Below are 26005 nucleotides of genomic sequence, written 5' to 3'. Positions count from 1 at the left end.
AGCCCCAAGCACCTGCCCGAACGAACGCGAAGACGCGCACCGGAGGTCACCGTGACAGACACCAACCCGACGACGGGCTCGGCAGCCAGCCCCAGCCTCGAGAACCTTCTGCACGAGACCCGGAGCTTCCCGCCCAGCGAGGAGTTCGCGGCTCAGGCGAACGCACAGGCCGACCTGTACGAGAAGGCGTCGGCCGACCGCCTGGAGTTCTGGGCCGCCCAGGCCCGGGAGCTCGTGACATGGAAGACCCCGTTCACCGAGACCCTGGACTGGAGCGGTGCCCCCGTCGCGCGCTGGTTCGCCGACGGCACGCTCAACGCCGCGTACAACGCGGTGGACCGGCACGTCGAGGCCGGAAACGGCGACCGGGTCGCCATCCACTTCGAGGGCGAGCCGGGCGACACCCGCACCGTCACTTACGCCGACCTGCAGCAGGAGGTCTCCCGCGCGGCCAACGCGCTGACGGCGCTGGGTGTGCAGACCGGCGACCGCGTGGTCATCTACTTGCCGATGCTCGTCGAGTCGGTCGTCGCCATGCTGGCCTGCGCGCGCATCGGCGCCGCCCACTCCGTCGTCTTCGGCGGCTTCTCCGCCGACGCCCTGCGCAGCCGGATCGCCGACGCCGAGGCCACCCTGGTCATCACGGCCGACGGCGGCTACCGCCGCGGCGCGCCGTCCGCCCTCAAGCCGGCCGTCGACGAGGCGCTGGCCCCGAAGGAGGGCGCCGAGCCCACGACGGTCCGCAAGGTGCTCGTCGTGCGGCGCACCGAGCAGGACGTCGACTGGGTCGAGGGCCGGGACGTCTGGTGGCACGAGGCGCTGGCCGAGGCCTCCGACCAGCACGAGCCGGTCGCCGTCGAGGCGGAGCACCCGCTGTTCATCCTGTACACGAGCGGCACCACCGGGAAGCCGAAGGGCATCCTGCACACCACCGGCGGCTACCTCACGCAGGCCGCGTACACGCACAAGAACGTGTTCGACCTCAAGCCCGAGACCGACGTCTACTGGTGCACCGCCGACGTCGGCTGGGTCACCGGCCACTCCTACGTGGTCTACGGGCCGCTCGTGAACGGCGCCACGCAGGTGCTGTACGAGGGCACGCCCGACACCCCGCACCGCGGCCGCTGGTGGGAGCTCATCGAGAAGTACAAGGTCTCGATCCTGTACACGGCCCCGACCGCGATCCGCACCTGCATGAAGTGGGGCGACGACATCCCGGGCGGGTTCGACCTGTCCTCCCTGCGCGTCCTCGGCTCGGTGGGCGAGCCCATCAACCCCGAGGCGTGGATGTGGTACCGCCGCGTGATCGGCGGCGACAAGGCCCCGATCGTCGACACCTGGTGGCAGACCGAGACCGGCGCCATCATGATCAGCCCCCTCCCGGGCGTCACGGCGACCAAGCCCGGCTCGGCGCAGGTCGCGCTGCCCGGCATCGCGGCGACCGTGGTCGACGACGAGGCCCAGCCCGTGCCCGACGGCGGTGGCGGCTACCTCGTGCTCTCCGAGCCGTGGCCGTCCATGCTCCGCGGCATCTGGGGCGACCTGGAGCGCTACAAGGACACGTACTGGTCGCGCTTCGACGGCCTCTACTTCGCCGGTGACGGCGCCAAGAAGGACGAGGACGGCGACATCTGGCTGCTCGGCCGCGTGGACGACGTGATGAACGTGTCCGGGCACCGGCTGTCCACCACCGAGATCGAGTCGGCGCTCGTGTCGCACGAGATCGTGGCGGAGGCCGCCGTCGTCGGCGCCGCCGACGACACGACCGGCCAGGCCGTGGTCGCGTTCGTGATCCTGCGCGGCAGCCACGCCGGCCGGGCCTCCACGCCGGAGGGCGCCGCCGAGGTGCAGAAGGAGCTGCGCGACCACGTCGGCAAGGAGATCGGCCCGATCGCCAAGCCGAAGAAGATCCTCGTGGTGCCGGAGCTGCCCAAGACCCGGTCCGGCAAGATCATGCGCCGCCTGCTGCGCGACGTCGCCGAGGACCGCGCCGTCGGCGACGCGACGACGCTGGCCGACTCCTCCGTGATGGACCTGATCACGGCGGGCCTGGCGGCGCCGTCGGCCTCCTCGGAGGACTGACCGCTTCGGCCGGGCATCCTGCCCGGCCGCCGGTCGAGCTTGTCGAGACCCTGGTCTCGACAAGCTCGACCACCGCGAGAAGATGAGGTCATGCGAATCGCCGCCCCCATCGAGATCGGCCCGCTCGACGCCGACGCCCAGCAGGCCGTCCGGGACCTGGCCAAGGCCGCGGAGGCGCACGACGGCGTCGCACCGCTGTCCGAGCAGCCCCTGCTCAACCTCGGCACCGACGCGGAGTGGATCACGCACGTCGTCGCGCACGACACCGCGGGCAGCACCGTCGGCTACGTGCAGATCGACCGCTCCGGCGAGACCGCGAGCGCCGAGCTGGTGGTGCACCCCGACCACCGCCGGAACGGTCGCGGCCGGGTGCTGCTGCGCACCGCGGAGCGCGACGCCACGCTGCCGTCCCGGTCCGGCGAGCCGGGCCAGCAGGGCAAGGAGCTACGGGTCTGGGCGCACGGCGACCTGGAGTCGGCCCGCGCCTTCGCGACCGCATCGGGGCTGCGGCCCGTGCGCGAGCTCCTCTTCCTGGCCCGCCCGCTCCCGTCGGTGGACGAGACTCCCGAGCCACCCGCCGGGTACCACGTGCGCACCTTCCGCCCCGGGGCCGACGACGACGCCTGGCTCCGGGTCAACGCACGCGCCTTCGCCACGCACCCGGAGCAGGGCCGCATGTCGCTCGACGACCTGCGCGCCCGCCAGGCCGAGCCGTGGTTCGACCCGGAGGGCTTCTTCCTCCTGGTCCCGGACGCGTCCGAGGGGGCAGGGACCGAGCCCGACCCGGTCGCGTTCCAGTGGACCAAGACGGAGCCGGGCCAGCCGGACGACGCCCGCGACGGCGAGATCTACGCGCTGGGTGTCGACCCGGACCACCAGGGCGAGGGGTTCGGCCGGCTGCTGACCGACGTCGGGCTGGACCATCTCGTGCGGGCCGGCGCCACGCGGGCCGTGCTCTACGTGGAGGGCGACAACACGCCCGCGCTGGCCACCTACGAGCGGGCGGGCTTCACGCGGGCAGCTGTACACGTGCAGTATGCCCGCCCGTGACGGACGCTCTCCGGGAGCGTCACCCACTGTGTACCGAACGGTGACACCATGAACCACATGAAGGACAGCGCTGGGAACGCCCCCGCCAGGACCCGGGACAAGAATGGGCGATTCATGAAGCAGACTCCCCGTCCGGCGAGCCCTGAGTCCACGAACGGTTCGGCCGGCGACGGCCCAGGGCAGGTCGACGCACCGACCGACGGCGTCGCCGCCGCAGGGTCCGTGAAGACCGCCCCGGCCAAGGAAGCACCGGCGAAGGAAGCACCGGCCAAGCAGGCCCCGGCCAAGACGGCCGCGGCCAAGGAGGCGCAGCCCAGGACGGCGCAGTCGCAGTCGAAGGCGTCCACGCCCCGGCAGGCCCTGCCCAAGCCGGCGGCCCCGGCGGGCGAGGCCCCGGCGGAGGACATCCTGGCGCCGCACCCTCTGGACCCGAGCCTGGCCGCGCACATCGCGGAGCACATCGCGGAGAGTCCGGGTGGCACCAGCGTGCTGGACCCGCTGCTCGGCGAGCCGCTGCCGGTGGACCGGTTCGCCGACCGCGAGCTGAGCTGGCTCGCGTTCAACCAGCGGGTGCTGGAGCTCGCGGAGGACCCGCGCATCCCGCTGCTGGAGCGCGTGCGCTTCCTCGCGATCTTCGCGTCCAACCTGGACGAGTTCTTCATGGTGCGGGTCGCCGGCCTGCAGCGCCGCATCGCGACGGGCATCGCTGTCACCAGCGCCTCGGGCCTCAGCCCGCGGCAGGCGCTGTCGGCGATCTCGGAGGGCGCGCACACGCTGATGACCCGGCACGCGCGCGTGTTCGAGGACGAGGTGCAGCCTGCGCTGGCCGCCGAGGGCATCACGCTGGTGCACTGGGAGGAGCTGGACACCAAGGAGCAGGAACGGCTGCACAAGTTCTTCCGCAAGCAGATCTTCCCGGTGCTCACGCCGCTGGCGGTGGACCCGGCGCACCCGTTCCCCTACATCTCGGGCCTCTCGCTCAACCTCGCCGTCGTGGTCGCGAACCCGGCCACGGGCAAGGAGCACTTCGCGCGCGTCAAGGTGCCGCCGCTGCTGCCGCGCTTCATCGCGGTCGACGCGTCGGGCAAGCCGCGCCGCCCCGGCACCAAGAAGGCCGACCCGCAGCGCGGGCCGCTCTCGTTCGTGCCGCTGGAGGAGGTCATCGCCCAGCACCTCGACTACCTGTTCCCCGGGATGGAGGTGCGGGACAGCCACACGTTCCGCGTGACCCGTAACGAGGACGTGGACGTCGAGGAGGACGACGCCGAGAACCTGCTCCAGGCGATGGAGAAGGAGCTGCTGCGCCGCCGCTTCGGCCCGCCGGTGCGGCTGGAGATCCAGAAGGACATCAGCCCCCGCATCCGGGACCTGATCGTGCGCGAGCTGGGCGTCAAGGAGGAGGAGGTCTACGAGCTGCCCGCGCTGCTGGACCTCACGGGGCTCAACCTCATCGCGGACCTCGACCTGACCTCGCTGCACTACCCGCCGTTCGTGCCGTCGACGCACCGGCACCTCGCGGAGGTGGAGAGCTCCAAGCCGACGGACGTGTTCGCCGCGATCCGCCGCCGCGACATCCTGCTGCACCACCCGTACGACAGCTTCTCCACGAGCGTGCAGACGTTCCTGGAGCAGGCAGCGGCCGACCCGAACGTGCTGGCGATCAAGCAGACGCTGTACCGGACCTCCGGCGACTCGCCCATCGTGGACGCGCTGATCGACGCCGCCGAGGCCGGCAAGCAGGTCCTCGCCCTGGTCGAGATCAAGGCGCGGTTCGACGAGGAGGCCAACATCTCCTGGGCGCGCAAGCTTGAGGAGGCGGGCGTGCACGTCGTGTACGGGATCGTGGGCCTCAAGACGCACTGCAAGCTCTCCCTGGTGGTGCGCCAGGAGCCGGACGGCTCCCTGCTGCGCTACTGCCACGTCGGCACGGGCAACTACCACCCCAAGACGGCGCGCCTGTACACGGACCACGGCCTCCTGACCTGCGACCCGGACGTGGGCCAGGACCTGACCCGCCTGTTCAACCAGCTCTCCGGGTACGCGCCGAAGTCGACGTTCCACCGCCTGCTCGTGGCACCCCGCGCCGTGCGGTCGGGCCTGGTCGAGCGCATCGAGCGCGAGGCGGCCGCCGCCCGCGCGGGCCACGAGGCGTGGGTCAAGATGAAGATCAACTCGGTCGTCGACGAGACGGTGATCGACGCCCTGTACCGCGCCTCCCAGGCCGGCGTGAAGATCGACCTGGTGGTGCGCGGCATCTGCGCCGTCCGCGTGGGCGTGCCGGGGCTGAGCGAGAACATCCGGGTGCGGTCCATCCTGGGCCGGTTCCTGGAGCACTCGCGCATCTTCGCGTTCGCCAACTCGGTGGGCCCCGCCATCGCCGAGGGGCCCGAGTCCGGCCCCGAGGTGTTCATCGGCTCGGCCGACCTCATGCACCGCAACCTCGACCGCCGCGTCGAGACGCTCATCCGGATCTCCGACCCGACCCACGTCGGCGAGCTCCTGGGGCTGCTCGACGAGTCCATGGCGGACACGACGGCGTCCTGGCACCTGCTGCCGGACGGCACCTGGGAACGACCCTCCTCGGGCTCGGAGGGCAACGGCCTCCGCGACCTGCAGGCGGTCCTGATCCAGCGGCAGCGGCGCCGGCTCGAGCCCGTCCGGTGACGGGGCGGAGGTCGGTGGTGGGCACCGAGCCGACGACGGCGACCTCGCCCCCGGCGGGGACGCACACCCCTGTCGTGATGACCGCCGGCGGGATCGTCTGGCGCCGCCGGGCCGGCAAGGTGCAGGTGCAGGTGGTGCACCGGCCCCGGTACGACGACTGGTCGTGGCCCAAGGGCAAGCTGGAGAACGGCGAGACGTTCCAGAACGCCGCGATCCGCGAGGTCGGTGAGGAGACGGGCCGGCAGATCGTGCTCGGCCGCCCCCTGCCCGGCCTGCAGTACCTCACGCCCGAGGGCCGCGTGAAGCGCGTGCACTACTGGGCGTCGCGCCGGGCGCGCCGGGGCCGGGACAGCGCCGGGCTCGCGGCGCGCGCGCCGGTTGCCCCGGTGGACCGCGAGGAGGTCGACACGACGGAGTGGCTGGACGCCGACGACGCCGCCGTCCGCCTCACGCGCGTCTCGGACCGCAGGCCGCTGGACGCCCTGCTGGCGGCCGAGGCCGAGGGCGTGCTGGACACCCGCGCGCTCGTCATCGCGCGGCACGGGCGCGCGGTGTCCCGCACGTCCTGGCACGGCGGGGAGCGCGACCGCCCGCTCACACCGTTCGGGCACGGGCAGGCCGCCGCGCTCGTGCCGGTGCTGGCCGCGTACGGCGTCGAGCACGTGATCAGCTCCCGCTGGGAGCGCTGCGCCACCACGATCGACCCGTACGTGCGCGCGTCCGGCGTGCGGCCGAGCTACAGCGAGTACCTCACCGAGGCGCAGCACGAGCGCTCGCCGTCGCGCGTGGCCGCGACCGTCGGCGAGCTGCTCGAGGAGACCACGGAGTCGTCCGTGATCTGCACCCACCGCCCCGTGCTGCCCACGGTGCTGGACGTGCTGGCCCAGCACGCGACGGGCACGGTGGCGGCCGGCCTGCCCACGGTGGACCCGTTCCTCGAGCCCGGCGAAGCACTCGTGGCGCACATCGCCGAGACGCCCGCCGGGCCGCGCGTCGTGGCCACCGAGAAGATAAGTCCGCAGGTCTGGTGACCCGCTCGGCCACCATCGTGGTGGACACACGTTCCATTTCGGCGCACTATCGGTCACCATGAGCAGCGACCAACGACCGCCGAGACGGCCGGCCATGCTGGACCCCCGGGACGCCGACGCGCTTCCCGGCGAGGTGGACCCTGCCCTGCGCGACGAGATCGCGCACGCGACCGCCCGGGCCCTCGTGGACCGCGCCCGCACCACCGAGGACCCGAAGGTGGTGGAGCGGCTCATCCACCTCGTCGAGAACGAGGGCCTGGACACCGTCGCGGGCCTGTGGGCCGACGCCTCCGCCGTCTCCCTGCCCGGCGCCCTGTGGCGCCTCTACGTGCTCCGTGAGTGGGTCCGCCGGGACATGCCCACCGTCATGCTCAGGTATCGACTCGGTGTGGAAGCCGCCCCGGTCCAGGAGGCCGTCGCGGGCGTGCCGAGCCCGCCGGAACCCGGTGACCTGCAGGTACTGGCCGACGCCGTGCTCTCCGGCGTGTTCACCGGAGACCTCGCCGTCGCGCTCGAACGGGCCGGCGCCTTCTGCCGGATCCTGTCGACCGGGGCGGCCTTCGACGCGGACTCCCGGGAGATCGCCGACCCCACCGGCGCCACCCGCATGACCCGGGGCGCGAGCTCCCTCCTGCGCACCGCGGAGGAGCTGGAACGCGCCGCTGACCTGTGGCGTGCCGGGTCCCTGGAGTAGCCCGGAACGCTGTCAAGCCCTCCGCACGGGCGTGCCCTGTGACGTCCGACCCCCTTGGCAGATCCGCACGCGCGACTAGTATGGTTCACGCGACGCCGGGCTGCGGTAGCCCCGGGCTCCACCTCAAGCCGCTACGAGCGGCCCCGCGCCGAGAGGCGCTCCCGGTTCGGCGTCGCTCTACTTCCCCTCCTGCCGGCCCTCGGGGCCGCCCGGATCGTGCTGCTCCCCGGCCTGTGCCGTGTGTCACGAGTTGCCAAAGCACGACCTTGCAAATTGGCGATAGTCGGCAACAGCCCTACGCTGATCTCTGTTCCAGAGCCCTCAGAACGGGAGCCCTCGTGCGCCTTACTCCGCGCGACACCACGTACTTCGACCTTCTCGCCGCCTTGGCCCAGCATCTCGTGAGGGGTTCGTCCCTCTTGGCAGAGCTCCTCGGTGCCGACAAGGCCGGCCGCGAGAAGCTGGCCGAGGAGATGCACGACGTCGAGCACCTCGCCGACGACGCCACGCACTCGATCATGCGGCGCCTCAACCAGACCTTCGTGACGCCGTTCGACCGCGAGGACATCTCGAGTCTGGCCTCGGCGCTGGACGACTGCATGGACGAGATGGACGAGGCCGCCGACCTGATCGTCCTGTACAAGGTCGAGGGCCTGCCGGACCGCGTCTCGGACCAGGTCCAGGTGCTGCAGCGGTGCGCCGAGCTGACAGCCGAGGCCATGCCGCGGCTGCGCTCGATGGACAAGCTCGCCGACTACTGGGTCGAGGTGAACCGCCTGGAGAACCAGGCGGACAAGCTGCACCGCAAGCTCATCGCGCAGCTCTTCGACGACCTCGCCGGCGACCCGGTCCAGCTCATGAAGCTGAAGGAGATCGTCGAGGTCCTCGAGAACGCCGCGGACAGCTTCGAGAAGGTGGCGAACATGGTCGAGACCATCGCCCTCAAGGAGTCCTGAGTTGGAGGTCGCCCTCGTCGTCCTCGTGGTGGCGCTCGCCCTGAGCTTCGACTACACGAACGGCTTCCACGACGCCGCCAACGCGATCGCGACGTCGGTGTCGACCCGGGCGCTGACGCCCCGCGTCGCCCTCCTCATGGCGGCGACCATGAACTTCGCGGGCGCCCTGCTGGGCACCGAGGTCGCGGAGACCATCGCCACCTCGATCGTGGACCTCACGGGCGCCAGCACCCACTCCGAGCTCGCCGTGGTGCTGTGCGCGCTGCTCGGCGCCATCACGTGGAACCTGATCACCTGGTGGTTCGGGCTGCCGTCGTCGTCCACGCACGCCCTCATCGGCGGGCTCGTCGGGGCCGGGCTGGCGGGCGGCATGGCCGTCTACTGGTCCGCGATCGTCGACAAGGTCGTGCTGCCCATGGTCATCTCGCCGCTGGTGGGCTTCGGCCTGGCCTTCGCCGGGATGATCGCGGTGCTGTGGATCTTCAAGAGCGCGGCACCGGCCAAGACCCACCGGCGCTTCCGGATCGCGCAGACCGCCTCGGCGGCCGCGATGGCGCTGGGCCACGGCCTGCAGGACGCGCAGAAGACCATGGGCGTCATCTACCTGGCCCTGCTGACCGTGGGCTGGGCCAACCCGGACGCGGGCATCCCGCTCTGGGTCAAGCTCTCCGCGGCGGCCGCCATCTCGGCGGGCACCTACTCGGGCGGCTGGCGCATCATGCGCACGCTGGGCCGCAAGATCATCGAGCTGGACCCGGCCCGCGGCTTCGTGGCCGAGTCGGTCTCGGCGCTCGTGCTGTACGTCAACGCGTTCGTGCTGCACGCCCCGGTCTCCACCACGCACACGATCACCTCGGCGATCATGGGCGTGGGCGCCACGCGCCGGCTCTCCGCCGTCCGCTGGGGCGTGGCCAAGAACATCGCGATCGCGTGGGTGCTGACCATCCCCGCGGCAGCCCTCGTGGCCGCGCTGGCGACCTGGGCGCTCTGGCCCTTCCTCACCTGAGGCCCACCTGATGCCGGCGCCCTCCGGGGCGGTCCGCGGACGGCGCCCGGGACATCGGGCGGACTGCTCGCCGCGCGACTGCCCCGGGGGGCGACTTAGCATCGCAGCATGAGCACTGGTCACACGGTCCCGAACGCCTCCGCGCAATCGGCCCACCGCAAGGCGACGGCGCTTGCCTTCGCCGCGGCGGTGGGCGGCTTCCTGTTCGGCTTCGACAGCTCCGTGATCAACGGGGCCGTCGACGCCATCCAGGGTCAGTTCTCGCTCAACCCGACGATCACCGGGCTCGTGGTCGCCGTCGCGCTGCTCGGCTGCGCGCTCGGCGCCTGGGCCGGCGGCCGCCTGGCCGACCGCTGGGGCCGCACCAACGTCATGGTGCTCGGCGCCGTGCTGTTCTTCGTGTCCTCGATCCTGTCGGCCATCGCGTTCTCGGCGTGGGACCTCGCCGTCTGGCGGTTCATGGCCGGCGTCGGCATCGGCATCGCCTCCGTGATCGCGCCGGCGTACATCGCGGAGATCGCGCCCGCCGCGATGCGCGGCCGCCTCGGCTCGCTGCAGCAGCTCGCGATCACCGTCGGTATCTTCGCCGCCCTGCTCTCCGACCAGATCCTCGCCGAGTCCGCCGGCGGCGCCGCCAACGTCCTCTGGTTCGGCTGGGAGGCCTGGCGCTGGATGTTCCTCGTGGCCGTCGTCCCGGCCGCGGTCTACGGCATCCTGGCCCTGCGCATCCCCGAGTCGCCCCGCTACCTCGCGGCCAAGGGGCGCGACGCCGAGGCCCGCGCCGTCCTGGCGAGCGTGCTGGGCCCGGACGAGGACGTCGACGACCGCCTCTCCCAGATCCACCGCAGCATCGTGATCGACGAGGCCAACGCGTCCGAGGGCTCCCTGCGGGGCAGCGCGCTGGGCCTCAAGCCGATCGTCTGGGTGGGCATCCTGCTGTCGGTGTTCCAGCAGTTCGTCGGCATCAACGTGATCTTCTACTACTCGAGCACGCTGTGGCAGGCGGTCGGGTTCGACGAGAGCCAGGCGTTCCTGGTCTCCACGATCACCTCGGTCACCAACGTCGCGGTCACGTTCATCGCCATCGCGCTGATCGACAAGGTGGGCCGCCGTCCGCTGCTGCTCATCGGCTCGGCCGGCATGACGGTGTCCCTGGGCCTCATGGCCCTCGCGTTCACCCAGGCGACCGGCACGGGAGAGGACATCTCGCTCAGCGGCCCCTGGGGCGTCATCGCCCTGGTCTGCGCCAACGCCTTCGTCGTCTTCTTCGGCGCCTCGTGGGGCCCGCTCGTATGGGTGCTGCTCGGCGAGATGTTCCCCAACCGCATCCGCGCCGCCGCCCTCGGCGTCGCGGCGGCCATGCAGTGGATCGCCAACTTCGCGATCACCCTGACGTTCCCGCCGCTGCTGTCCGCCTTCGGCGCCAGCGTGCCGTACCTGATGTACGCGGCCTTCGCGGCGCTGAGCTTCTTCTTCGTGTTCACCAAGGTGCCCGAGACCAAGGGCGTCGAGCTCGAGGACATGGGCGACGAGTCCCGCGCCGGCGCCTGACGCCGTCGCCGAATCCTGACCGGACGGCGCCGCTCCCCACCGGGGAGCGGCGCCGTCCGCTTTGTCGCGCAGGTCACACCCCGTCACCCGTACCGACGTCGGCAAGACCCTTGCATTCGGCAACCATCGAGATATAGTTGCTCTAAGCAATCAAACGCGAGGCACCATGACTTCCCACAGCAGCCGGACGCCGTCCGGCACCGAAGCTCCGGCCGTCGCCCTGATCACCGCGCTCCAGAGTCTTTCCCGCGCCCAGCGGGAGGCGGCGGCACGTATCGCCCACGAGCTCGACTGGCCCAGGGCCGGCGTCGCCGTGCTGCACCTGCTCGACAGGTGCGGCCCGGCCTCCCTGTCCGACATCGCGGCGCGCCAGCGCGTCGACCTCTCCGTGGCGAGCCGTCAGGTGAGCACGCTGGCCGACGCCGGGTACGTCGTGCGCACCGTCGACGAGGAGGACCGCCGGGTGCGCACCGTCGAGCTGACGGACTCGGGCCGTGCCCTCGCGGCCGAGGCCACCGAGCAGTACTCGATCCTCATCGACCAGGCGTTCGCCGCCTGGTCGCCCGAAGACCTCGCCGAGGCGACCCGCACGCTGGACCGCCTCGTCGACACCATCAGTGCGAACACCACGCACCGGAGAACTACCCAGAACCAGCAGGAGTGTGCATGACCAGCCCCAACACCACGTCCACGGTGGTCGAACCCGACCACCTGCAGGGCGAACCACCCGCCATGACCCACACGGAGGTTCTCCGGGCACTGTCCGGGATCCTCCTCGGCATGTTCGTCTCCGTCCTGGCGATGTCCGTGGTCTCGTCGTCCCTGCCGAAGATCATCACCGACCTGGAGGGCGGCCAGTCGGCCTTCACCTGGGTCGTCACGGCGACCCTGCTGACCTCGACGATCTCGACGCCCATCTGGGGCAAGCTCGCCGACCTCACCAACCGCAAGACCCTGATCCAGATCGCGCTGGTCATCTCGGTGCTGTCTGCCGCGGCCGCGGGCTTCTCGCAGGACGTCGGCCAGCTCATCACGTTCCGCGCCTTCCAGGGCATCGGCGCGGGCGGCCTGCAGTCCCTCGCCGCCGTGCTCATCGCCGACATCATCAGCCCGCGCCAGCGCGGCCGGTACATGGGCCTCATGGGCTCGATCATGGGTATCGGCATGGTCGGCGGCCCGATCCTCGGCGGCTTCCTCACGGACGCCATCAGCTGGCGCTGGAACTTCTTCGTGGGCCTGCCGTTCGCGATCGCCTCGATCATCGTGCTGCAGATGACCCTGAAGCTGCCCAAGCGGCCGAAGGGCTCGGCCCGGATCGACGTCATCGGCGCCACGCTGATCTCGGTCGGCATCGCCACCCTGCTGCTGTGGATCACCTTCGCGGGCAGCGAGTTCGACTGGGTCTCGTGGCAGACGTTCGCGATGGTCGGCGGATCCCTGGTGATCCTGGCGATCGCGGTGCTCGTCGAGCTGCGGGTCAAGAACCCGCTCATCCCCATGTACCTGTTCAAGAACCGCACGCTCGTGCTGGCCGTCATCGGCTCGGTCGCCGTCGGCGTCGCGATGTTCGGCTCCTCGGTGTTCCTGAGCCAGTACATGCAGCTCTCCCGCGGCAAGACGCCCACGGAGTCCGGCCTCTACACCATCCCGATGGTCGTCGGGCTGTTCCTGTCCTCCACGATCAGCGGCCAGCTGATCTCGAAGACCGGCCGGTACAAGCCGTACATGGTCACTGGCGGCGTGCTCCTGACGGGCGGCCTCCTGCTCCTGTCGACGCTCGACTACCACACGTCCTTCGTGCTGGTGTCGATCTACCTGTTCGTGCTCGGCGCGGGCGTGGGCATGCTCATGCAGAACATGGTGCTGGCCACGCAGAACACCCTGCACATCAAGGACTCGGGATCGGGTACGTCCACCGTGACGTTCTTCCGCTCGCTCGGTGGCGCCATCGGCGTCTCCGCGCTCGGCGCGATCCTGGGGCACAGCGTCAAGGAGAACCTGAGGTCCGGCGTCACGGAGATCGCCCCGGAGCTCGCCAAGCAGGGGATCGACCCGACGGCCCTGTCCTCCGGCGGCGGCACGCTGCCCGACCTCTCGACGCTCCCGGCCCTGCTGGTCGAGGTCGTCGAGAAGGCCTACGCGAACGGCATCGCGGACATCTTCCTCGCCGCCGTACCGCTCGCGCTGGTCGCCCTGGTCTGCGTCTCCCTCATCAAGGAGGTGCCGCTGGGTCACCGGTCGGGCATCGACCAGCTCCAAGACCTCGAAGCCTCCGAGGTCTAAGGCTGGCAAGCGGGGGATTTCGTGCCCGCGGGCTGTGATCCAGGCGCTTGACGCGTCATCATGGGCGCATGCTCTCGAGTACAGGCAGGTCCAGCAAGGACGCGGCGCAGGGTGTCGCCGCCGGCAAGGGCGCCGGCGGCGACACCGCAGACGAGCGCGCGACCGCTCCGGGGCCGTTCGAGGGCCTGGAGCGCGAGGTGCGCCTGGTGATCCGCCGCGCACAGTCCAACGGCGCGTCGATCGCCGCCCGCGTCCATCCCGAGCTCGACGCGAGCGCCTACCCCCTGCTGGCGCACATCGCCGAGCGGCCCGGGGCCCGGGGTTCGGACCTCGCCACCTTCTTCGGCGTCGGACGCGCCACCGTGTCGCGGCAGCTCAGCCGCCTCGTCGAGCTCGGCCTGGTGGAGCGCACCGTCGACCCCGACGACAGCCGGGGCCAGCGCATCACCCTGACGCCCGACGGCGTCGACCGCTTCGAGCGGGCGCGGACCAGCCGGGTCGCCATGCTGGAGGGCGCCCTGGCGACCTGGGAGACGGAGGACGTCGCCCAGCTCGCCAGGCTGCTCAACCGCTACTCGGCGGACATCGTGGCGTGGAAGCAGAGCGTGCGCTGACGCGGCACGCCCGCCGTCAGGCCTCCTCGAACGTGAGGCTGACCGAGTTCATGCAGAACCGGTCGCCCGTCGGGGTCTGGGGCGCGTCGTCGAACACGTGCCCCAGGTGGGAGCCGCAGTTCGCGCAGCGCACCTCGGTGCGCACCATGCCCAGCGAACGGTCCTCGATCAGCTCGACGGAGTCGCCGGCGAGCGGGCTGTAGAACGACGGCCACCCGCAGTGGGAGTCGAACTTGGTCTCCGACCGGAACAGCTCGGCGTCGCACGCGCGACACCGGTAGACACCGGTGCGCTTCTCGTCGAGCAGCTCGCCCGTCCACGCACGCTCCGTGCCCGCCTGGCGCAGCACCGCGTACTCCTGCGACGACAGCTGCTCGCGCCACTCCTGGTCGGACTTGGACACCTTGTAGGTCATCTCGACACCTCCAGCCATGTCAACCTCGCGCCCTTCGCGAGTGTTCCCTCCGGACTCCCCGGAGACGGGTCAGACCCACAGATCACTCGCGTGACCTGTGGGTCTGACTCGTTCGGGCGTCAGTTCGCGGCGGGTGCGTTCGGGTTGCCCGCGCCGCGGCCGCGGCCGCCCCGCCGACGACGACGCGGGGCGCCGTCCGGCCGGGGGAAGTGGTCCGCGGCGGTACGGCCGCCGCCCGACGCCGGACGCCCGCCGCCGCGCTGGCCCGCCGCCTGGCCGGAGCCGGTGCCGCCGGTGCCCTGACCGCGGGACTGACCCTGCCGGCCGCCCTGCACGCCGCCCTGGCCGGAGCCCTGGCGTCCGCCCTGGGCCGCGCCCTGGCCGGACCGGCCGCGGCCGCCCTGGCGCTTGGGCTGACCCTGGCGGGCCGGCTGCTGCGGGGCCGGCGGCACGTACTCCACGTAGGGGGCGACCTCACCGACCAGGCTGGTCACCGTGGCGTCGCCGGGGGCGACGTCCTGCGGGCGGGCCGTGATCTTCGCCTTGCGGGTCAGGTCACGCACGTCGCCGCGCTCCTCGGGGAGCATGAGGGTCACGACGTCGCCGCCGGAGCCCGCACGCGCCGTCCGGCCGGAGCGGTGCAGGTACGCCTTGTGCTCGGCGGGCGGGTCCACGTGCACCACGAGCTCGACGTCGTCGACGTGGATGCCGCGGGCCGCGATGTCGGTCGCCACGAGCACCTTCACCTCGCCGGACGAGAACGCGGCGAGGTTGCGCTCGCGCGCGCCCTGGCCGAGGTTGCCGTGCAGGTCGACGGCGGGCACGCCCGCGGCGGTGAGCTGCTTGGCGAGCTTCTTGGCCTGGTGCTTGGTGCGCGTGAACAGCACACGGCGGCCGGTGCCCTGCGCGAGCTGCTGCACCACGTTCTTCTTCGCGTCCTTGTCGGCCACGGCGAGGATGTGGTGCGTCATCTGCGGCGGCGGCGCGGCGGCGTCGTCCACGGAGTGCGTGACGGGCTGGTGCAGGTAGCGCTTGACCAGCACGTCCACGCCGTTGTCGAGCGTGGCCGAGAACAGCAGGCGCTGCGTGCGCGCGCCGGTCTTGTCGAGGATGCGCTTCACGCCGGGCAGGAAGCCGAGGTCGGCCATGTGGTCGGCCTCGTCGAGCACGGTGATCTCGACGTCGTCGAGCGTGAGGTGCCGCTGGCCCAGCAGGTCCTCGAGCCGGCCGGGGCAGGCGATGACGATGTCGACGCCTGCGTTCAGCGCGGTGACCTGGCGCGACTGCGCCACGCCGCCGAAGATCGTGGTGGTCTTCAGGCCGAGGGCCTGCGCGAGCGGCGCGACCGACTCGTCGATCTGGTTGGCCAGCTCACGGGTCGGGGCCAGGACGAGGGCGCGGGGCCGGCCCGCGGCGCGGCGGGGCTGGCCCGAGGCGGCGGAACGGGCGCCGGACATCGCGAGGCGCGTCACGACGGGCAGGGCGAAGGCGAGGGTCTTGCCGGAGCCGGTGCGGCCGCGGCCGAGCACGTCGCGCCCGGCGAGGGAGTCCGGCAGGGAAGCCGTCTGGATGGGGAACGGCGAGGTGATGCCGCGGTCCGCAAGGACGCGCACGACGGGCGCGGGCAGACCGAGGTCGGCAAACGTAGTCAAGGGTTGGGCCTCTCGGGCTCGGTGGCGGCGCGGTTCGCGCCGGTGGTCCGCCGTGCTCACACCGGCGGGCGGGTTGCACACCCGGGCCGGGGCCACGACGTCGGGCAGCCTGTGCCGCCCACGACCGGACATTCTCGCACGTTCGGGAGCCGGTGGCTGCGGCGCACGTCACGTCCGGTGTGGTTCTATGTGGCGCATGAATTCCGCAGCGACCAGCTCCGCCGGACCGTTCGCCGCCATCGGCGACGTGATCGGCACAATCTGGACCAACGCGGTCACCCCGGTCGACCCGCCGTCGAACGTCATGGTGCTGGCCATGGCGGCGGTCGCCCTGGTCGTCGTGCTCTTCCGGCCCCTGTGGCACCTGGCGCGGCACATGATCACCATCGCGCACGAGGCGTCGCACGGCCTGGGCGCCCTGCTGACGGGCCGCAAGCTCGAGGGCATCCGGCTGCACTCCGACACCTCGGGCCTGACCGTGTCGCGCGGCAAGCCGCGGGGCCCGGGCATGGTCATCACGGCGTTCGCGGGCTACGTGGGCCCGGGTCTCATCGGCCTCGGTGCCGCGTGGCTGCTCAAGCTCGGCTACGCCGTGGGCCTGCTGTGGCTGCTCGTGGCCCTGCTCGCGCTGCTGCTCCTGCAGATCCGCAACTGGTTCGGCCTCTGGTCGATCCTCGTGAGCGGTGCGGCCCTCGTGTTCGTCACGTGGTTCCTGGCGCCCGAGGTGCAGAGCGCCGTGGCCTACGCCGTCACCTGGTTCCTGCTGCTCGGGGCGGTGCGGCCGGTATTCGAGCTGCAGGTCCAGCGCTCACGCGGCCAGGCCAGGACCTCCGACGCCGACATGCTCGCCCGGCTGACCGGCGTGGGTGGCCTGCTCTGGGTGTTCCTCTTCCTGCTCGTGACCCTCGGCGCCCTGGTGCTGGGCGGCTCGTGGATCCTCGGGGTGGCGCTCTGAGGGGAGCGCCGCCTGAAGGCCCCCTCGCGCACGACGAAGGCCCCCGGAGAGCCACCTGAGAGGTGGCCCCGGGGGCCTTCGCGGTTCGACGCCCGACGGACGGGCGCCGGAAGGTCACGCCGTGGGCGTGAGCACGAATCCCGGACCCTCGGCACGCGGGTCCGCGTCCAGGGTCAGCGTCTCCAGAGCAGGGGCTGCCTGCGCCTCGACGAACACGTTGGTGGAACCCGAGGCGTCGACGACCTGGTCGTCGGGCTGCGGGGCCGGAACCAGCGCGAGCTCGAAGTTCCCCGGCTGGTCGGCTGCCTGCGCGATACGCAGACCACCCTCGACCGGCACTCCGGCCTGCTGAGCGAGGTCCTGGACGGCGGTACGAGCGTTGTCAGTCACGGTGAGCACGATGAGCTCCTCACATTGGTTCTCGTGGTCCTGTCCACCGAACCAAGCCCTCCCACTCACCGCAAGCGTGAGACGCATTTAACCCGATATCTCCCACTGGCTGGGACAGCGGATGACAGGCGTCGCCACAGGCTCTATGGTGCCCCGCTCGGAGGGCCGCACCAGCATCCGGGAGCTGACCGGTAGGCTTTCGTCTCGCGCCGCCCGGACGCCGGGCACGCGGGCCTCTAGCTCAACTGGCAGAGCAGCGGACTTTTAATCCGCGGGTTCCGGGTTCGATCCCCGGGGGGCCCACCCTCTCCTCACGACACCTCACGCCTCCCATTTGTCCTGGCAGGACACCCCGGCCCACCCCTACGTTGGGTCTCGATGAACCTCGGACGCGCCCACCTGATCGATCCCCGGCTCCTGCCCCTCGTCGAGCCGACCAGCGAGTTCTACGCGAACCGCCCGGCCGGACAGGGCCCGGCGAACCTGGAAGAGCTCCTCGCCGTCCGCGAGCGGCTCGCCAACCCCGCCCCCGCGGACCCGCCGGCGGTCGAGGAGGTCGCGAGCGCCGACGGCCGCAGCGTTCCCGTGCGGATCCACGAACCGGTCGGCAGGCCGAGCTCCGGCGTCGTCCTCCAGCTCCACGGTGGCGGGTTCTACATGGGCACGGCGGCCGGCGGCGACGTCCGGAACCGCAGGCTCGCCGACGCGCTCGGCGTCACCGTGGTCGGCGTCGACTACCGCCTGGCCCCGGAGCACCCGTGGCCCGCGGCGCCGGACGACTGCGAGACCGCCGCGCTCTGGATCGCCGAGCACCTGGCGGAGCGCTTCGGGACCAGCAGGTTCGCGATCGGCGGCTTCTCCGCCGGCTCCACGCTCGCGGTGACCACGCTCCTGCGCCTGCGCGACCGGGGAGTGGGCGTCGTCGACGCGGCCGTGCTCCAGTTCGGGACCTACGACCTCAGCGCGCGGACGCCAGCCGGGCGCCTGATCGCCGACGAGTACTTCATCGCGGCGTACGCGGGCAAAGCCCCGGACCGCACCGTCCCGGACCTCTCGCCGGTCTACGCCGACCTGGCCGGTCTGCCGCCGGTCCTCGTGGTCGTCGGCGAGGCGGACATCCTGCTGGCGGACAACCTCGCCATGGCCGCGCGCCTCTCGGCGGCGGGCGTCGACGTCGACCTGCGCCTCTACCCGGACGCCCCGCACGCGTTCACGGGGCACCCGACGCCCATGGCGCAGGCCGCTCTGGACGACATCGACTCCTGGCTCGCTGGGTACCTCGGCGCGCGCTAGGCGGCTGGACCGGTCGCCCCGGGCGACATCGCGCGGCAGTTATTTCCCGCGACCTGCCTCCGCCACGCGAAAAAGGTCGCCCGCGCACCTCCACAGAAGACTCTTACGCCGCGCATACCCTGGCCTGTACCGTAGTCGCCCACCCGAACGCCGAGGGGCCCACATGGCACAGCTAGACCGTCGCACATTTCTGGCAGGCGCCGCCGTGGTCGCATTCGACCCGGCCGACTCCCGGTGGCTGAGCAGCCTCCCGGAGAACTCCACCGCGATTCAGCTCCCCCACCTCGACGGCGAGCTCGTCACCGACGAGGACGCCCTCACCGAGGCCGCCACCGACTACGGACACCTGGTGCACGACCGGCCCCGCGCGGTGCTGCGCCCCGGCTCGGTCGCCGACGTCGTGACCCTCGTGCGGTTCGCCAACGAGTACGGGATCGTCGTCGCCGTGCGCGGTCAGGGCCACTCGACGTTCGGCCAGGCGCAGGCCGCGTCCGGCGTCGTGATCGACTCCCGCACCCTCGCCACCGTCCACGAGATCACGCCCGGTCACGCCGTGGTGGACGCGGGCGTCCAATGGCTTGACCTGGTACGTATAACGCTCAAGGACGGCGTCGCACCCCCGGTGAGCACGGACTACCTGGGCCTCTCCGTGGGCGGGACGCTCTGCGTCGGCGGCATCGGCGGCGCCTCCCAGCACCACGGCATGCTCGTCGACAACACGCTCGAGCTCCAGGTCGTCACGGGCGACGGCCGGCTGGTCACCTGCTCCGCCGACCACGAGCCCGAGCTGTTCGAGGCGGTACTCGGCGGCCTGGGCCAGTTCGCGATCATCGTGCGCGCGACGGTGCGCCTGGTCCCCGCGCCCACCATGGCGCGCGTCTACACGCTGACCTACCCCGGCATCACCGACCTGACCGCGGCCCAGCGGACGGCGCTGGCCGACGGCCGCTTCGACTACCTCGAGGGCCAGCTCGTCCCCACGGACGACGACGACTTCGCCTTCGTCCTGGAGGGCGGCTCCTGGTACACCGCCCAGCCGCCCGACGACGAGGCGGTGCTGGCCGGCATCGAGCCCACCGGCGTCGACGTCGTGGACGTGCCGTACTTCGAGTGGCTGAACCGGATCTACGAGACCGTGGAGCAGATCGAGGCGCTCCGGCTGCCCGGGCCCTGGCTCAACGCGTTCCTCCCGGACGCCGCCACCGACGCGATCGTCACGGAGCTCCTCACCACGCTCACCCCGGCCGACGCCGGCGGCGTCGCCCTGCTCTACCCGGCCCGGAGCTCGCTCATCACGCGCCCCCAGGTACGGGTGCCGGACGGCGAGGTCTTCTTCCTGCTCGCGCTCCTGCGCGCGGTGAGCCCGCCCGACGACGCCGAGGCCGAGCGCCTGATCGCCGACAACGACGCGCTCTACGCCCGGGTGCTCGCAGCCGGTGGCACGCAGTACCCCGTCAACGCCCTGCGCCTGACGCCCGCCGGCTGGCGCACGCACTACGGGGACCGCTGGCCGGCGGTGCTGCGCGCCAAGGACCGCTTCGACCCGCGCGGCGTCCTGACCCCGGGACAGGGCATCTTCGAGCCGCTCAGCAGAGCGCCTGGTACTCCTTGAGCCCCTCGACGGTCGAGGCGACGTCGAGCTCGATCTGCTCCTGCGTGCCGTCGTCGAGGGACTTCTGCAGCTGCAGGAACGGGACCCGCACCTTCTGCACCGGGCCCTGGAACTCCTCGGGCACGCGGGACTCCAGGCGACCGAGCTCCACCGCGATCGCGTGCATCTGATCGGCCGCGGTGGCGTCGAGCCCGTCGCTCGCGCCGACGAGCGCGGTGCCGATGCGCTCCTCGAGCGTCTTGTCGCCCTTGACGTACATGGCGGCGCACGCCTCGTTCGCGTCGAGGGGCGCGTCCCGGTCGTCGGCGGTGGCGGTCGCGGCGGCCGACGGCGTCGCGCTCGCCCCGCCGTCGGCCGCCGGGTCCTCGCCGCCGGCGGAGCAGCCGGCGAGGACTGCGAGGAGGAGCGTCGCGGCAGCGAGCGCCCCGCGGGCGCGGGTCGCGCGCGGTGCAGGTCGAACCATGGCGCACATGTAACCACCTGGCGCTGAGAATCTGCATCCGGCGGGTTTCGCCCGGGTGGCCGACGCGGCGCCCTCGGGGCCGGGTGGTGAACGGTCCTGGAACTCTCCTCGAATTCGCACCGGGGCGCCGGGAAGGCCCCCGTGAGCGGCTAACGTGGCGAGCAGAGCCGCAGATCCGGAGGTCAGCATGGCCGCTCGTCCCGCAGTCGTCGCCCACCGTGGGTACTCCGCGGTGGCACCGCAGAACACCCTCGCCGCCATCGAGGCCGCCTGCCACGCGGGCGTGGACTACGTCGAGATCGATCTTCAGCCCACCGCCGACGGCGTGGGCGCGGTGATCCACGACGAGACCGTCGACGCCACCACGGACGGGACCGGCAAGGTCTCCGCCCTCACCGCGCAGGAGGTGCTCGGGCTCGACGCCGGAGCGCACTTCTCGCCGGCCTTCTCGGGGCAGCGCGTCCCCACGCTCGACGAGGTGCTCACCGTGCTGGCCCGGCACCCCGGCACGGACCTGCTGCTGGAGCTGAAGGGCGCATGGGACGCCGAGCAGGTCGAGCGGGTGGTGGCGACCATCGACACCGCCGGCTTCGACGGCCGGGTCCTGGTGCAGAGCTTCTGGCCGGGCACGGTGGCCACGGTGCGCGACGTCGCACCCCACCTGCCGGGCGGCCTGCTCGTGTCGTTCGACCCGCCCGGGCTGCTGCGCCTGTGCGAACGTCTCGGCGTGGTCGCCTGCAACCCGTCGGTGGCCACGATCGCGGGCAGCCCGCGCCTGGTGTCCCGCCTGCACGCCGCGGGCCTGCGCGTCATGTCGTGGACGGCGAACGACCCGGAGGCGTGGACCACGCTCGTGACCGCGGACTCCGGCGTCGGCGTGGACGGCATCATCACCGACCGGCCCGAGCGGCTGACGGGGTGGCTCGCGGGCCGCACCGGCCAGGCCGCTGCCCTGCCCGTGCCGGGCCGGGGCGGCATCCGCCTGCGCGGACGGCGACCCGCCCCGGCACGACGACTGGCCGTCGGCCGGGCGTAGCCGTCAGGCGCGGTGCAACCAGCCGTGCAGGCGGCGGGTCACCCAGGGCAGCACCCAGTACGCCATGATCGGCGTCAGGATCAGCGTCGAGACCAGCACCTTGAGCACCAGGGGCACGTCGCCCCAGCCGGGCACCAGGTAGGTGAACAGGGCGGTGAACAACAGGTTCACCGGGAAGAACCCGAGCCAGATGCTGGTGGCCTGCTTCCACCGCGGCGGCACGACGACGGCGGCGACGTCGGCCGGCTCGTCCACCCGCGTGGGGTCCTCGAACCAGCCCTCGATGCCCGTGCGCTGCTGGTAGCGCAGCTCCTCGACGAGGCCGGTGCCCTGCGCGAGCCAGTCCCGCCGCTCGGCCGACTGCTCCCAGGCGGCGAGCCGCTCGGCGTCGGCGAACCGGTAGAGCATGTGCCAGTCGCGGGATCCCTCGGCGGCGCGGATCCAGCCCGAGCCGAGGAACCCGTCCCAGCGGTTGGCGAGGTTGACGCCCGACTGCACCCAGCGGGTGACCTCGGGGACGTGCTCGGGGTGGACGATGCGGTGGATGGACACGGTCACGGGTTGTCCGGCAGGGGTGGGCACGGATCCGTTCGCGGCCTGATCGTGATGGGCCATGCCCGAAGTCTCATACATGGCCTCGGACCCATCAATGTGAGCGCACACACCCCAGGTTGTCCCGCCTTCACGGCTCGGCCACCGTCCCTGCGCGGTTTTTGTGAGCCATACCTCCGGTCGGGGGGTTCCGCAACTCGTGGACGGTCGTTCAACATTAAACGTTGCCGCGAAGAACTCACCCCCTGGGCCTTCGAGCCGAGTTCTTCGCGGCAACTGCCATGACCCGTGCCCTGGCGCGCGCCGTGGCCAGACAGCAGCCGGAGCATTCTTCACCGTCCCCCAGAGGGGAACTCCCCTCACGGTGTCGCCCGTGCCCAGCCGCAGAACGGAAGCCCGCGTGCCCCAGACGCCGAACCCCGTCGTGCACACCGCGTGCCTTGCCCCTGTCCCCGAGCCCATGGAGCGCCCTTGAGGCACGGAGACCACGCCCTCGTCCCCCGCCGCACGCGGCGCCCGGGCGCACAGGGTGCTCACGCTGCCGTCCCGGCCGCGGGGCACACCGCACGATCCAGCCGGATGGTGCGCCGCTCGTCCTTCGCGGTCGCGGCGGCACTCACCACGGTGGCCCTGACCACCACGGCCGCAGTCAGCTTCACCGGTGACAACAGCGACGCCGTGGCGTCGGCCGCCGAGAAGGTCGCCCAGCCGACCACCCAGCCCGTCGCCATCACCAGCGCGGTCGTCACGGACCCCGAGGTGCGGTCCGCCTCCGAGAAGGCGGACGCCGTCCTGACCGACGCCGACTACGTGACCCGCGAGGGCGACCTCAACTCCAAGGAGCGCCGGAAGCTCCGGGCAGCCACCAGAGAGCTCAGGGACATGGTCAGCGTGGCCCGCGACGCCGCCGTCACCGCCACGGGGCTGCGGCAGAACACCGCCGCATCCCGGAGCACGGAGCGCACGTCGCTCGCCGACCGCGCGGCCGACGCCTCGACGTCGGCCGGGAGCGCCACCACCGATGACGCCGCCCGCGACACCGCGGCGGACGCCACCGATCCGACGAACCTGGCCGTCGCGGCCACGAACGTCACCCCGCTCGGCGGGCAGCAGACCGAGAGCCTGCCGATCCTCGCCACCCCGCTCGCCGACTCGGTCGTGAGCACCGCGGCGGCGCAGGAGTCGGAGCAAGCGTCGGAGCAGGCGTGGAAGTCCGCCGACGCCGAGGACACCAAGGCAGCCGCGGAGAGCGCGGCGGCAGCGCCGTCGGCCGACCGGATCGAGAAGGTGACGACGTCGCTCCAGCGGCTCATCACCAAGACCGACGGCGACGCCGTCGTGTCGGTCAAGCCGGGCCCCACGCCCGAGGAGATCGCCGCCGCGAAGAAGGCCGCCGAGGAGCGGCGCGAGGCCCGCGCCGAGCGCCGGGCCGAGCGCAAGGCCGAGGAGGCCCGGGAGAAGGCCGCGGCGCGTGCCAAGCAGATGGCCAAGGCCGCGAAGAACTACGGCAACGGTCAGATCCCGTCGAGCGTGCTCTGCGGACTCAGCTTCGCCAAGGGCGAGCAGCTGCGGTGCGACGCCGCGGTAGCGCTCGAGGACCTCAACCAGGCGTTCCACGGCAAGTTCGGCCGGAACCTGAAGCTGACGGACGGCTACCGCTCCTACGGGGAGCAGGTGGCGGTCGCGGCCTCCCGCGGCGCCCTCGCCGCGGTGCCCGGCACGTCGAACCACGGCCTGGGCCAGGCGGTGGACCTGTCCGGCGGCATCCAGTCGTTCGGCAGCGCCGAGTTCCGCTGGATGCAGGCCAACGCCGGGAAGTTCGGCTGGAAGCACCCGGGCTGGGCACAGGCCGGCGGCAGCAAGCCGGAGGCCTGGCACTGGGAGTACGGCACGAAGTACTGAGCCGCACGCGGCGCCCCGGTCCCGCGCCGGGAAGCCCGACCACGAGCCCCGGGTCACGAAGCCTCGCTTCGTGACCCGGGGCTCGTCGGTTCCGGGACGTTCGGTTCCTGGACGATCAGTCCCAGGACGATCGGTTCCGGGCGCTCAGTCCCAGCCGAGCTCGTGCAGCCGCGCGTCGTCGATCCCGAAGTGGTGGGCGATCTCGTGCACCACGGTGACGGCCACCTCCTCCACGACGTCCTCGCGCGTCTCGCAGATCGCGAGGGTGGGGTTCCGGAAGATCGTGATGCGGTCGGGCAGGGCGCCGGCGGCCCACATGTGGTCACGCTCCGTGAGCGGAACCCCCTCGTAGAGGCCCAGCAGCTCGGGATCGTCCGCGGGCGCGTCGTCCTCGACGAGCACCACCACGTTGTCCATCTGCGCCGCGAGGTCGGGCGGGACGAGGTCCAGCCCCTCGCTGACGGCCGTCTCGAAGTCCTCCCGCGTCATCTCCACCACGCACCCATCATCCCCGACCGGCGACACGTCCAGGACTCGGCCTCGACGTGCGGGAAGGGGGTCGAGCGCCTGTAGACTTGCCCGGTCTTGGCCCCCATCGTCTAGCGGCCTAGGACCCCGCCCTTTCACGGCGGTAGCACGGGTTCGAATCCCGTTGGGGGTACGAAGGGGCTCGCTCGAGCCAGGTTTCGACCGCTGTGAGGCAGGTCATCCCAGCAAGGTCCGGATCTGATTTCAGGTTCTGGCCCAGGGTGGGTTAGGGTACTCACGGTTCGGAACGAGCCCCCCGGTCGCGGGTAGCGACCATGGCCCTGTAGCGCAGTTGGTTAGCGCGCCGCCCTGTCACGGCGGAGGTCGCGGGTTCAAGTCCCGTCAGGGTCGCGCGAGAGGCGCCCGGATTGTCGGTCTCGACTATCCGGGCGTTCGCGCTAGGGCTCTGTAGCTCAGTTGGTAGAGCGTTCGACTGAAAATCGAAAGGTCACCGGATCGACGCCGGTCGGAGCCACAGCGAAAACCCCCGGAACCTCTGAGGTCCCGGGGGTTCTTCTTTGCTCGGATCCTGCGGGTTCCGCTGCACAAGCGCGCGACACCGCGCCCGGTTGGTCGAAACAGTGGAACTGGTAGTTTCCAGGCCATGGCTTCCCACCCCCTCGACATCCCCGGCACGACCGGGCGCGTCGAGCTCGTCCCCGACATGTGGTGGGGGCGCAGCTACCTGACCGTCGACGGCAGCAAGGCGCCGAGCGCCGGCAAGCGGGCCTTCATCCTGGAGGGTGCGGACGGCCTCCCCGTGATTGCGACGCTCGGGCGCACCACCATGTTCGTGTCGGCGCCGCCCGTCGAGGTGAACGGTGAAACGTATGCCGCTGTCGAGCCGCCTCCCGTATTCGTCCGCGTCATCGCCATGCTGCCGATCTTCCTCGGCCCGTTCGGTGGGCTCGTGGGTGCGCTGGTCGCGGTGATCGCGATCATCGCCAACCTCAGGATCGCCGGGAGCAGGCTGTCGACGGGCGCGAAGAGCGGAGTGATGATCGCCGTGTCTACTGCCGCCTACGTGATCTGGTTCGTGAGCGCGAGCGCCATCACGGCGGGCCTCTGACGCCCTGGGCCGATCTCGAGGTTCGGGCGCCCCGCTGGTGCCGTCTCGACGAGCGTCCGGGGGACTTGAACCCCCACGCCCGCAATCGACCTCCAGCCGGACCGCAGGATCCGGCGATCGAGATGGTCCGAACGTCGTCGGTAGTACGACCCGTCGGCATTTCCGGGCCGAGGCCGCGTGCGCGTTTCCAGCCTCAGGCAGATCCGG

23 protein-coding genes and 4 tRNA genes are annotated in these 26005 nt (G+C 71.8%); 21 read left to right on the top strand and 6 right to left on the bottom strand.

Translation table 11 applies throughout. The features are described 5' to 3' along the window. Nucleotides 1-51: 51 nt before the first annotated feature. The 11 genes from acs to H291_RS0114740 all read left to right on the top strand — a co-directional run bounded on the left by acs (nucleotide 52) and on the right by H291_RS0114740 (nucleotide 13931). The gene (acs, locus tag H291_RS0114790) at nucleotides 52-2082 is read left to right on the top strand and encodes an acetate--CoA ligase (RefSeq protein ID WP_020015783.1); all 2031 of its coding nucleotides are present in this window, start codon (nucleotides 52-54) and stop codon (nucleotides 2080-2082) included. Nucleotides 2083-2172: 90 nt separating this feature from the next. Beyond that, on the top strand, nucleotides 2173-3132 hold the full coding sequence (mshD, locus tag H291_RS0114785; protein WP_020015782.1) for a mycothiol synthase: 960 nt from the start codon (nucleotides 2173-2175) through the stop codon (nucleotides 3130-3132). A 114-nt stretch (nucleotides 3133-3246) separates the two neighbouring features. Continuing rightward, nucleotides 3247-5796: an RNA degradosome polyphosphate kinase gene (locus tag H291_RS0114780; protein ID WP_020015781.1), complete on the top strand. Its 2550-nt coding sequence runs from the start codon at nucleotides 3247-3249 to the stop codon at nucleotides 5794-5796. A 17-nt stretch (nucleotides 5797-5813) separates the two neighbouring features. Further along, entirely contained in the window at nucleotides 5814-6827 is a 1014-nt protein-coding gene (locus H291_RS0114775; protein ID WP_232216075.1) for an NUDIX hydrolase, read from the top strand. Between the two features lie 94 nt (nucleotides 6828-6921). Then, nucleotides 6922-7521, top strand: a complete 600-nt coding sequence (locus H291_RS0114770; RefSeq protein WP_020015779.1) for a hypothetical protein — start codon at nucleotides 6922-6924, stop codon at nucleotides 7519-7521. A 338-nt stretch (nucleotides 7522-7859) separates the two neighbouring features. Next, complete coding sequence (locus H291_RS0114765) at nucleotides 7860-8477, top strand: DUF47 domain-containing protein (RefSeq protein ID WP_026365765.1); 618 nt, start codon at nucleotides 7860-7862, stop codon at nucleotides 8475-8477. Nucleotide 8478: 1 nt separating this feature from the next. Beyond that, entirely contained in the window at nucleotides 8479-9483 is a 1005-nt protein-coding gene (locus tag H291_RS0114760; RefSeq protein WP_020015777.1) for an inorganic phosphate transporter, read from the top strand. Between the two features lie 108 nt (nucleotides 9484-9591). Beyond that, on the top strand, nucleotides 9592-11034 hold the full coding sequence (locus H291_RS0114755) for a sugar porter family MFS transporter (RefSeq protein ID WP_020015776.1): 1443 nt from the start codon (nucleotides 9592-9594) through the stop codon (nucleotides 11032-11034). 166 nt (nucleotides 11035-11200) lie between these two features. After that, nucleotides 11201-11704, top strand: coding sequence for a MarR family winged helix-turn-helix transcriptional regulator (locus tag H291_RS0114750; RefSeq protein ID WP_020015775.1), 504 nt, complete (start codon nucleotides 11201-11203; stop codon nucleotides 11702-11704). Then, nucleotides 11701-13317, top strand: a complete 1617-nt coding sequence (locus H291_RS0114745) for an MDR family MFS transporter (protein ID WP_020015774.1) — start codon at nucleotides 11701-11703, stop codon at nucleotides 13315-13317. Before H291_RS0114750 ends, H291_RS0114745 begins: the two co-directional genes overlap by 4 nt. 68 nt (nucleotides 13318-13385) lie before the next feature. Then, complete coding sequence (locus H291_RS0114740; RefSeq protein ID WP_020015773.1) at nucleotides 13386-13931, top strand: MarR family winged helix-turn-helix transcriptional regulator; 546 nt, start codon at nucleotides 13386-13388, stop codon at nucleotides 13929-13931. 16 nt (nucleotides 13932-13947) lie between these two features. On the opposite strand, the gene msrB is transcribed toward H291_RS0114740, so the two are convergent. Next, nucleotides 13948-14346 carry a peptide-methionine (R)-S-oxide reductase MsrB gene (msrB, locus tag H291_RS0114735; protein ID WP_020015772.1) on the bottom strand — a complete coding sequence of 133 codons (399 nt, stop codon included), beginning with the start codon at nucleotides 14344-14346 and terminating at the stop codon, nucleotides 13948-13950. 119 nt (nucleotides 14347-14465) lie between these two features. Next, nucleotides 14466-15998, bottom strand: a complete 1533-nt coding sequence (locus H291_RS30235) for a DEAD/DEAH box helicase (RefSeq protein ID WP_232216074.1) — start codon at nucleotides 15996-15998, stop codon at nucleotides 14466-14468. A gap of 187 nt (nucleotides 15999-16185) precedes the next feature. Between H291_RS30235 and H291_RS0114725 the strand changes: the two genes are divergently transcribed. Continuing rightward, nucleotides 16186-16953: a M50 family metallopeptidase gene (locus H291_RS0114725; protein WP_020015770.1), complete on the top strand. Its 768-nt coding sequence runs from the start codon at nucleotides 16186-16188 to the stop codon at nucleotides 16951-16953. A 114-nt stretch (nucleotides 16954-17067) separates the two neighbouring features. Here H291_RS0114725 and H291_RS0114720 read toward each other — a convergent pair whose 3' ends face one another. After that, the gene (locus H291_RS0114720) at nucleotides 17068-17352 is read right to left on the bottom strand and encodes an iron-sulfur cluster biosynthesis family protein (protein WP_020015769.1); all 285 of its coding nucleotides are present in this window, start codon (nucleotides 17350-17352) and stop codon (nucleotides 17068-17070) included. A gap of 221 nt (nucleotides 17353-17573) precedes the next feature. Between H291_RS0114720 and H291_RS0114715 the strand changes: the two genes are divergently transcribed. The 3 genes from H291_RS0114715 (at nucleotide 17574) to H291_RS0114705 (ending at nucleotide 20248) form a co-directional block, all read left to right on the top strand. Further along, a tRNA-Lys gene (locus tag H291_RS0114715) sits at nucleotides 17574-17646 on the top strand. A gap of 75 nt (nucleotides 17647-17721) precedes the next feature. Beyond that, the gene (locus H291_RS0114710; protein ID WP_020015768.1) at nucleotides 17722-18636 is read left to right on the top strand and encodes an alpha/beta hydrolase; all 915 of its coding nucleotides are present in this window, start codon (nucleotides 17722-17724) and stop codon (nucleotides 18634-18636) included. A 205-nt stretch (nucleotides 18637-18841) separates the two neighbouring features. Further along, nucleotides 18842-20248 (top strand): FAD-binding protein, encoded by a 1407-nt coding sequence (locus H291_RS0114705; protein WP_020015767.1) that lies wholly within the window; start codon nucleotides 18842-18844, stop codon nucleotides 20246-20248. On the opposite strand, the gene H291_RS0114700 is transcribed toward H291_RS0114705, so the two are convergent. Beyond that, a complete protein-coding gene (locus H291_RS0114700; RefSeq protein WP_020015766.1) occupies nucleotides 20223-20711 on the bottom strand; it encodes a hypothetical protein in 489 nt (162 codons plus the stop codon). The genes H291_RS0114705 and H291_RS0114700 overlap by 26 nt on opposite strands. A 187-nt stretch (nucleotides 20712-20898) precedes the next feature. Here H291_RS0114700 and H291_RS0114695 point away from each other — a divergent pair, with 187 nt between their 5' ends. Further along, nucleotides 20899-21747 (top strand): glycerophosphodiester phosphodiesterase, encoded by an 849-nt coding sequence (locus H291_RS0114695; protein ID WP_051109497.1) that lies wholly within the window; start codon nucleotides 20899-20901, stop codon nucleotides 21745-21747. Between the two features lie 3 nt (nucleotides 21748-21750). On the opposite strand, the gene H291_RS0114690 is transcribed toward H291_RS0114695, so the two are convergent. Then, complete coding sequence (locus H291_RS0114690) at nucleotides 21751-22362, bottom strand: antibiotic biosynthesis monooxygenase (RefSeq protein ID WP_051109496.1); 612 nt, start codon at nucleotides 22360-22362, stop codon at nucleotides 21751-21753. A gap of 516 nt (nucleotides 22363-22878) precedes the next feature. Here H291_RS0114690 and H291_RS32635 point away from each other — a divergent pair. Further along, nucleotides 22879-24201 carry a M15 family metallopeptidase gene (locus tag H291_RS32635; RefSeq protein WP_020015763.1) on the top strand — a complete coding sequence of 441 codons (1323 nt, stop codon included), beginning with the start codon at nucleotides 22879-22881 and terminating at the stop codon, nucleotides 24199-24201. Nucleotides 24202-24345: 144 nt separating this feature from the next. Here H291_RS32635 and H291_RS0114680 read toward each other — a convergent pair whose 3' ends face one another. Beyond that, nucleotides 24346-24690, bottom strand: a complete 345-nt coding sequence (locus tag H291_RS0114680; protein WP_084468234.1) for a metallopeptidase family protein — start codon at nucleotides 24688-24690, stop codon at nucleotides 24346-24348. Between the two features lie 99 nt (nucleotides 24691-24789). On the opposite strand from H291_RS0114680, the gene H291_RS0114675 reads away from it, so the two are divergent. The 4 genes from H291_RS0114675 (at nucleotide 24790) to H291_RS32630 (ending at nucleotide 25798) form a co-directional block, all read left to right on the top strand. Further along, a tRNA-Glu gene (locus tag H291_RS0114675) sits at nucleotides 24790-24862 on the top strand. 144 nt (nucleotides 24863-25006) lie between these two features. Then, nucleotides 25007-25080: transfer RNA gene (locus H291_RS0114670), tRNA-Asp, on the top strand. A gap of 51 nt (nucleotides 25081-25131) precedes the next feature. Continuing rightward, nucleotides 25132-25204, top strand: a tRNA-Phe gene (locus tag H291_RS0114665). 129 nt (nucleotides 25205-25333) lie between these two features. Further along, nucleotides 25334-25798 (top strand): hypothetical protein, encoded by a 465-nt coding sequence (locus tag H291_RS32630; protein WP_020015761.1) that lies wholly within the window; start codon nucleotides 25334-25336, stop codon nucleotides 25796-25798. Nucleotides 25799-26005 lie beyond the last annotated feature (207 nt).

This window comes from Promicromonospora sukumoe 327MFSha3.1 (genome assembly GCF_000385135.1).
In the GTDB taxonomy this organism is placed as follows: domain Bacteria; phylum Actinomycetota; class Actinomycetes; order Actinomycetales; family Cellulomonadaceae; genus Promicromonospora; species Promicromonospora sukumoe_B.
Note: the sequence above shows the minus strand (reverse complement) of the source record. Positions and strands in the feature narration are given on the sequence as shown.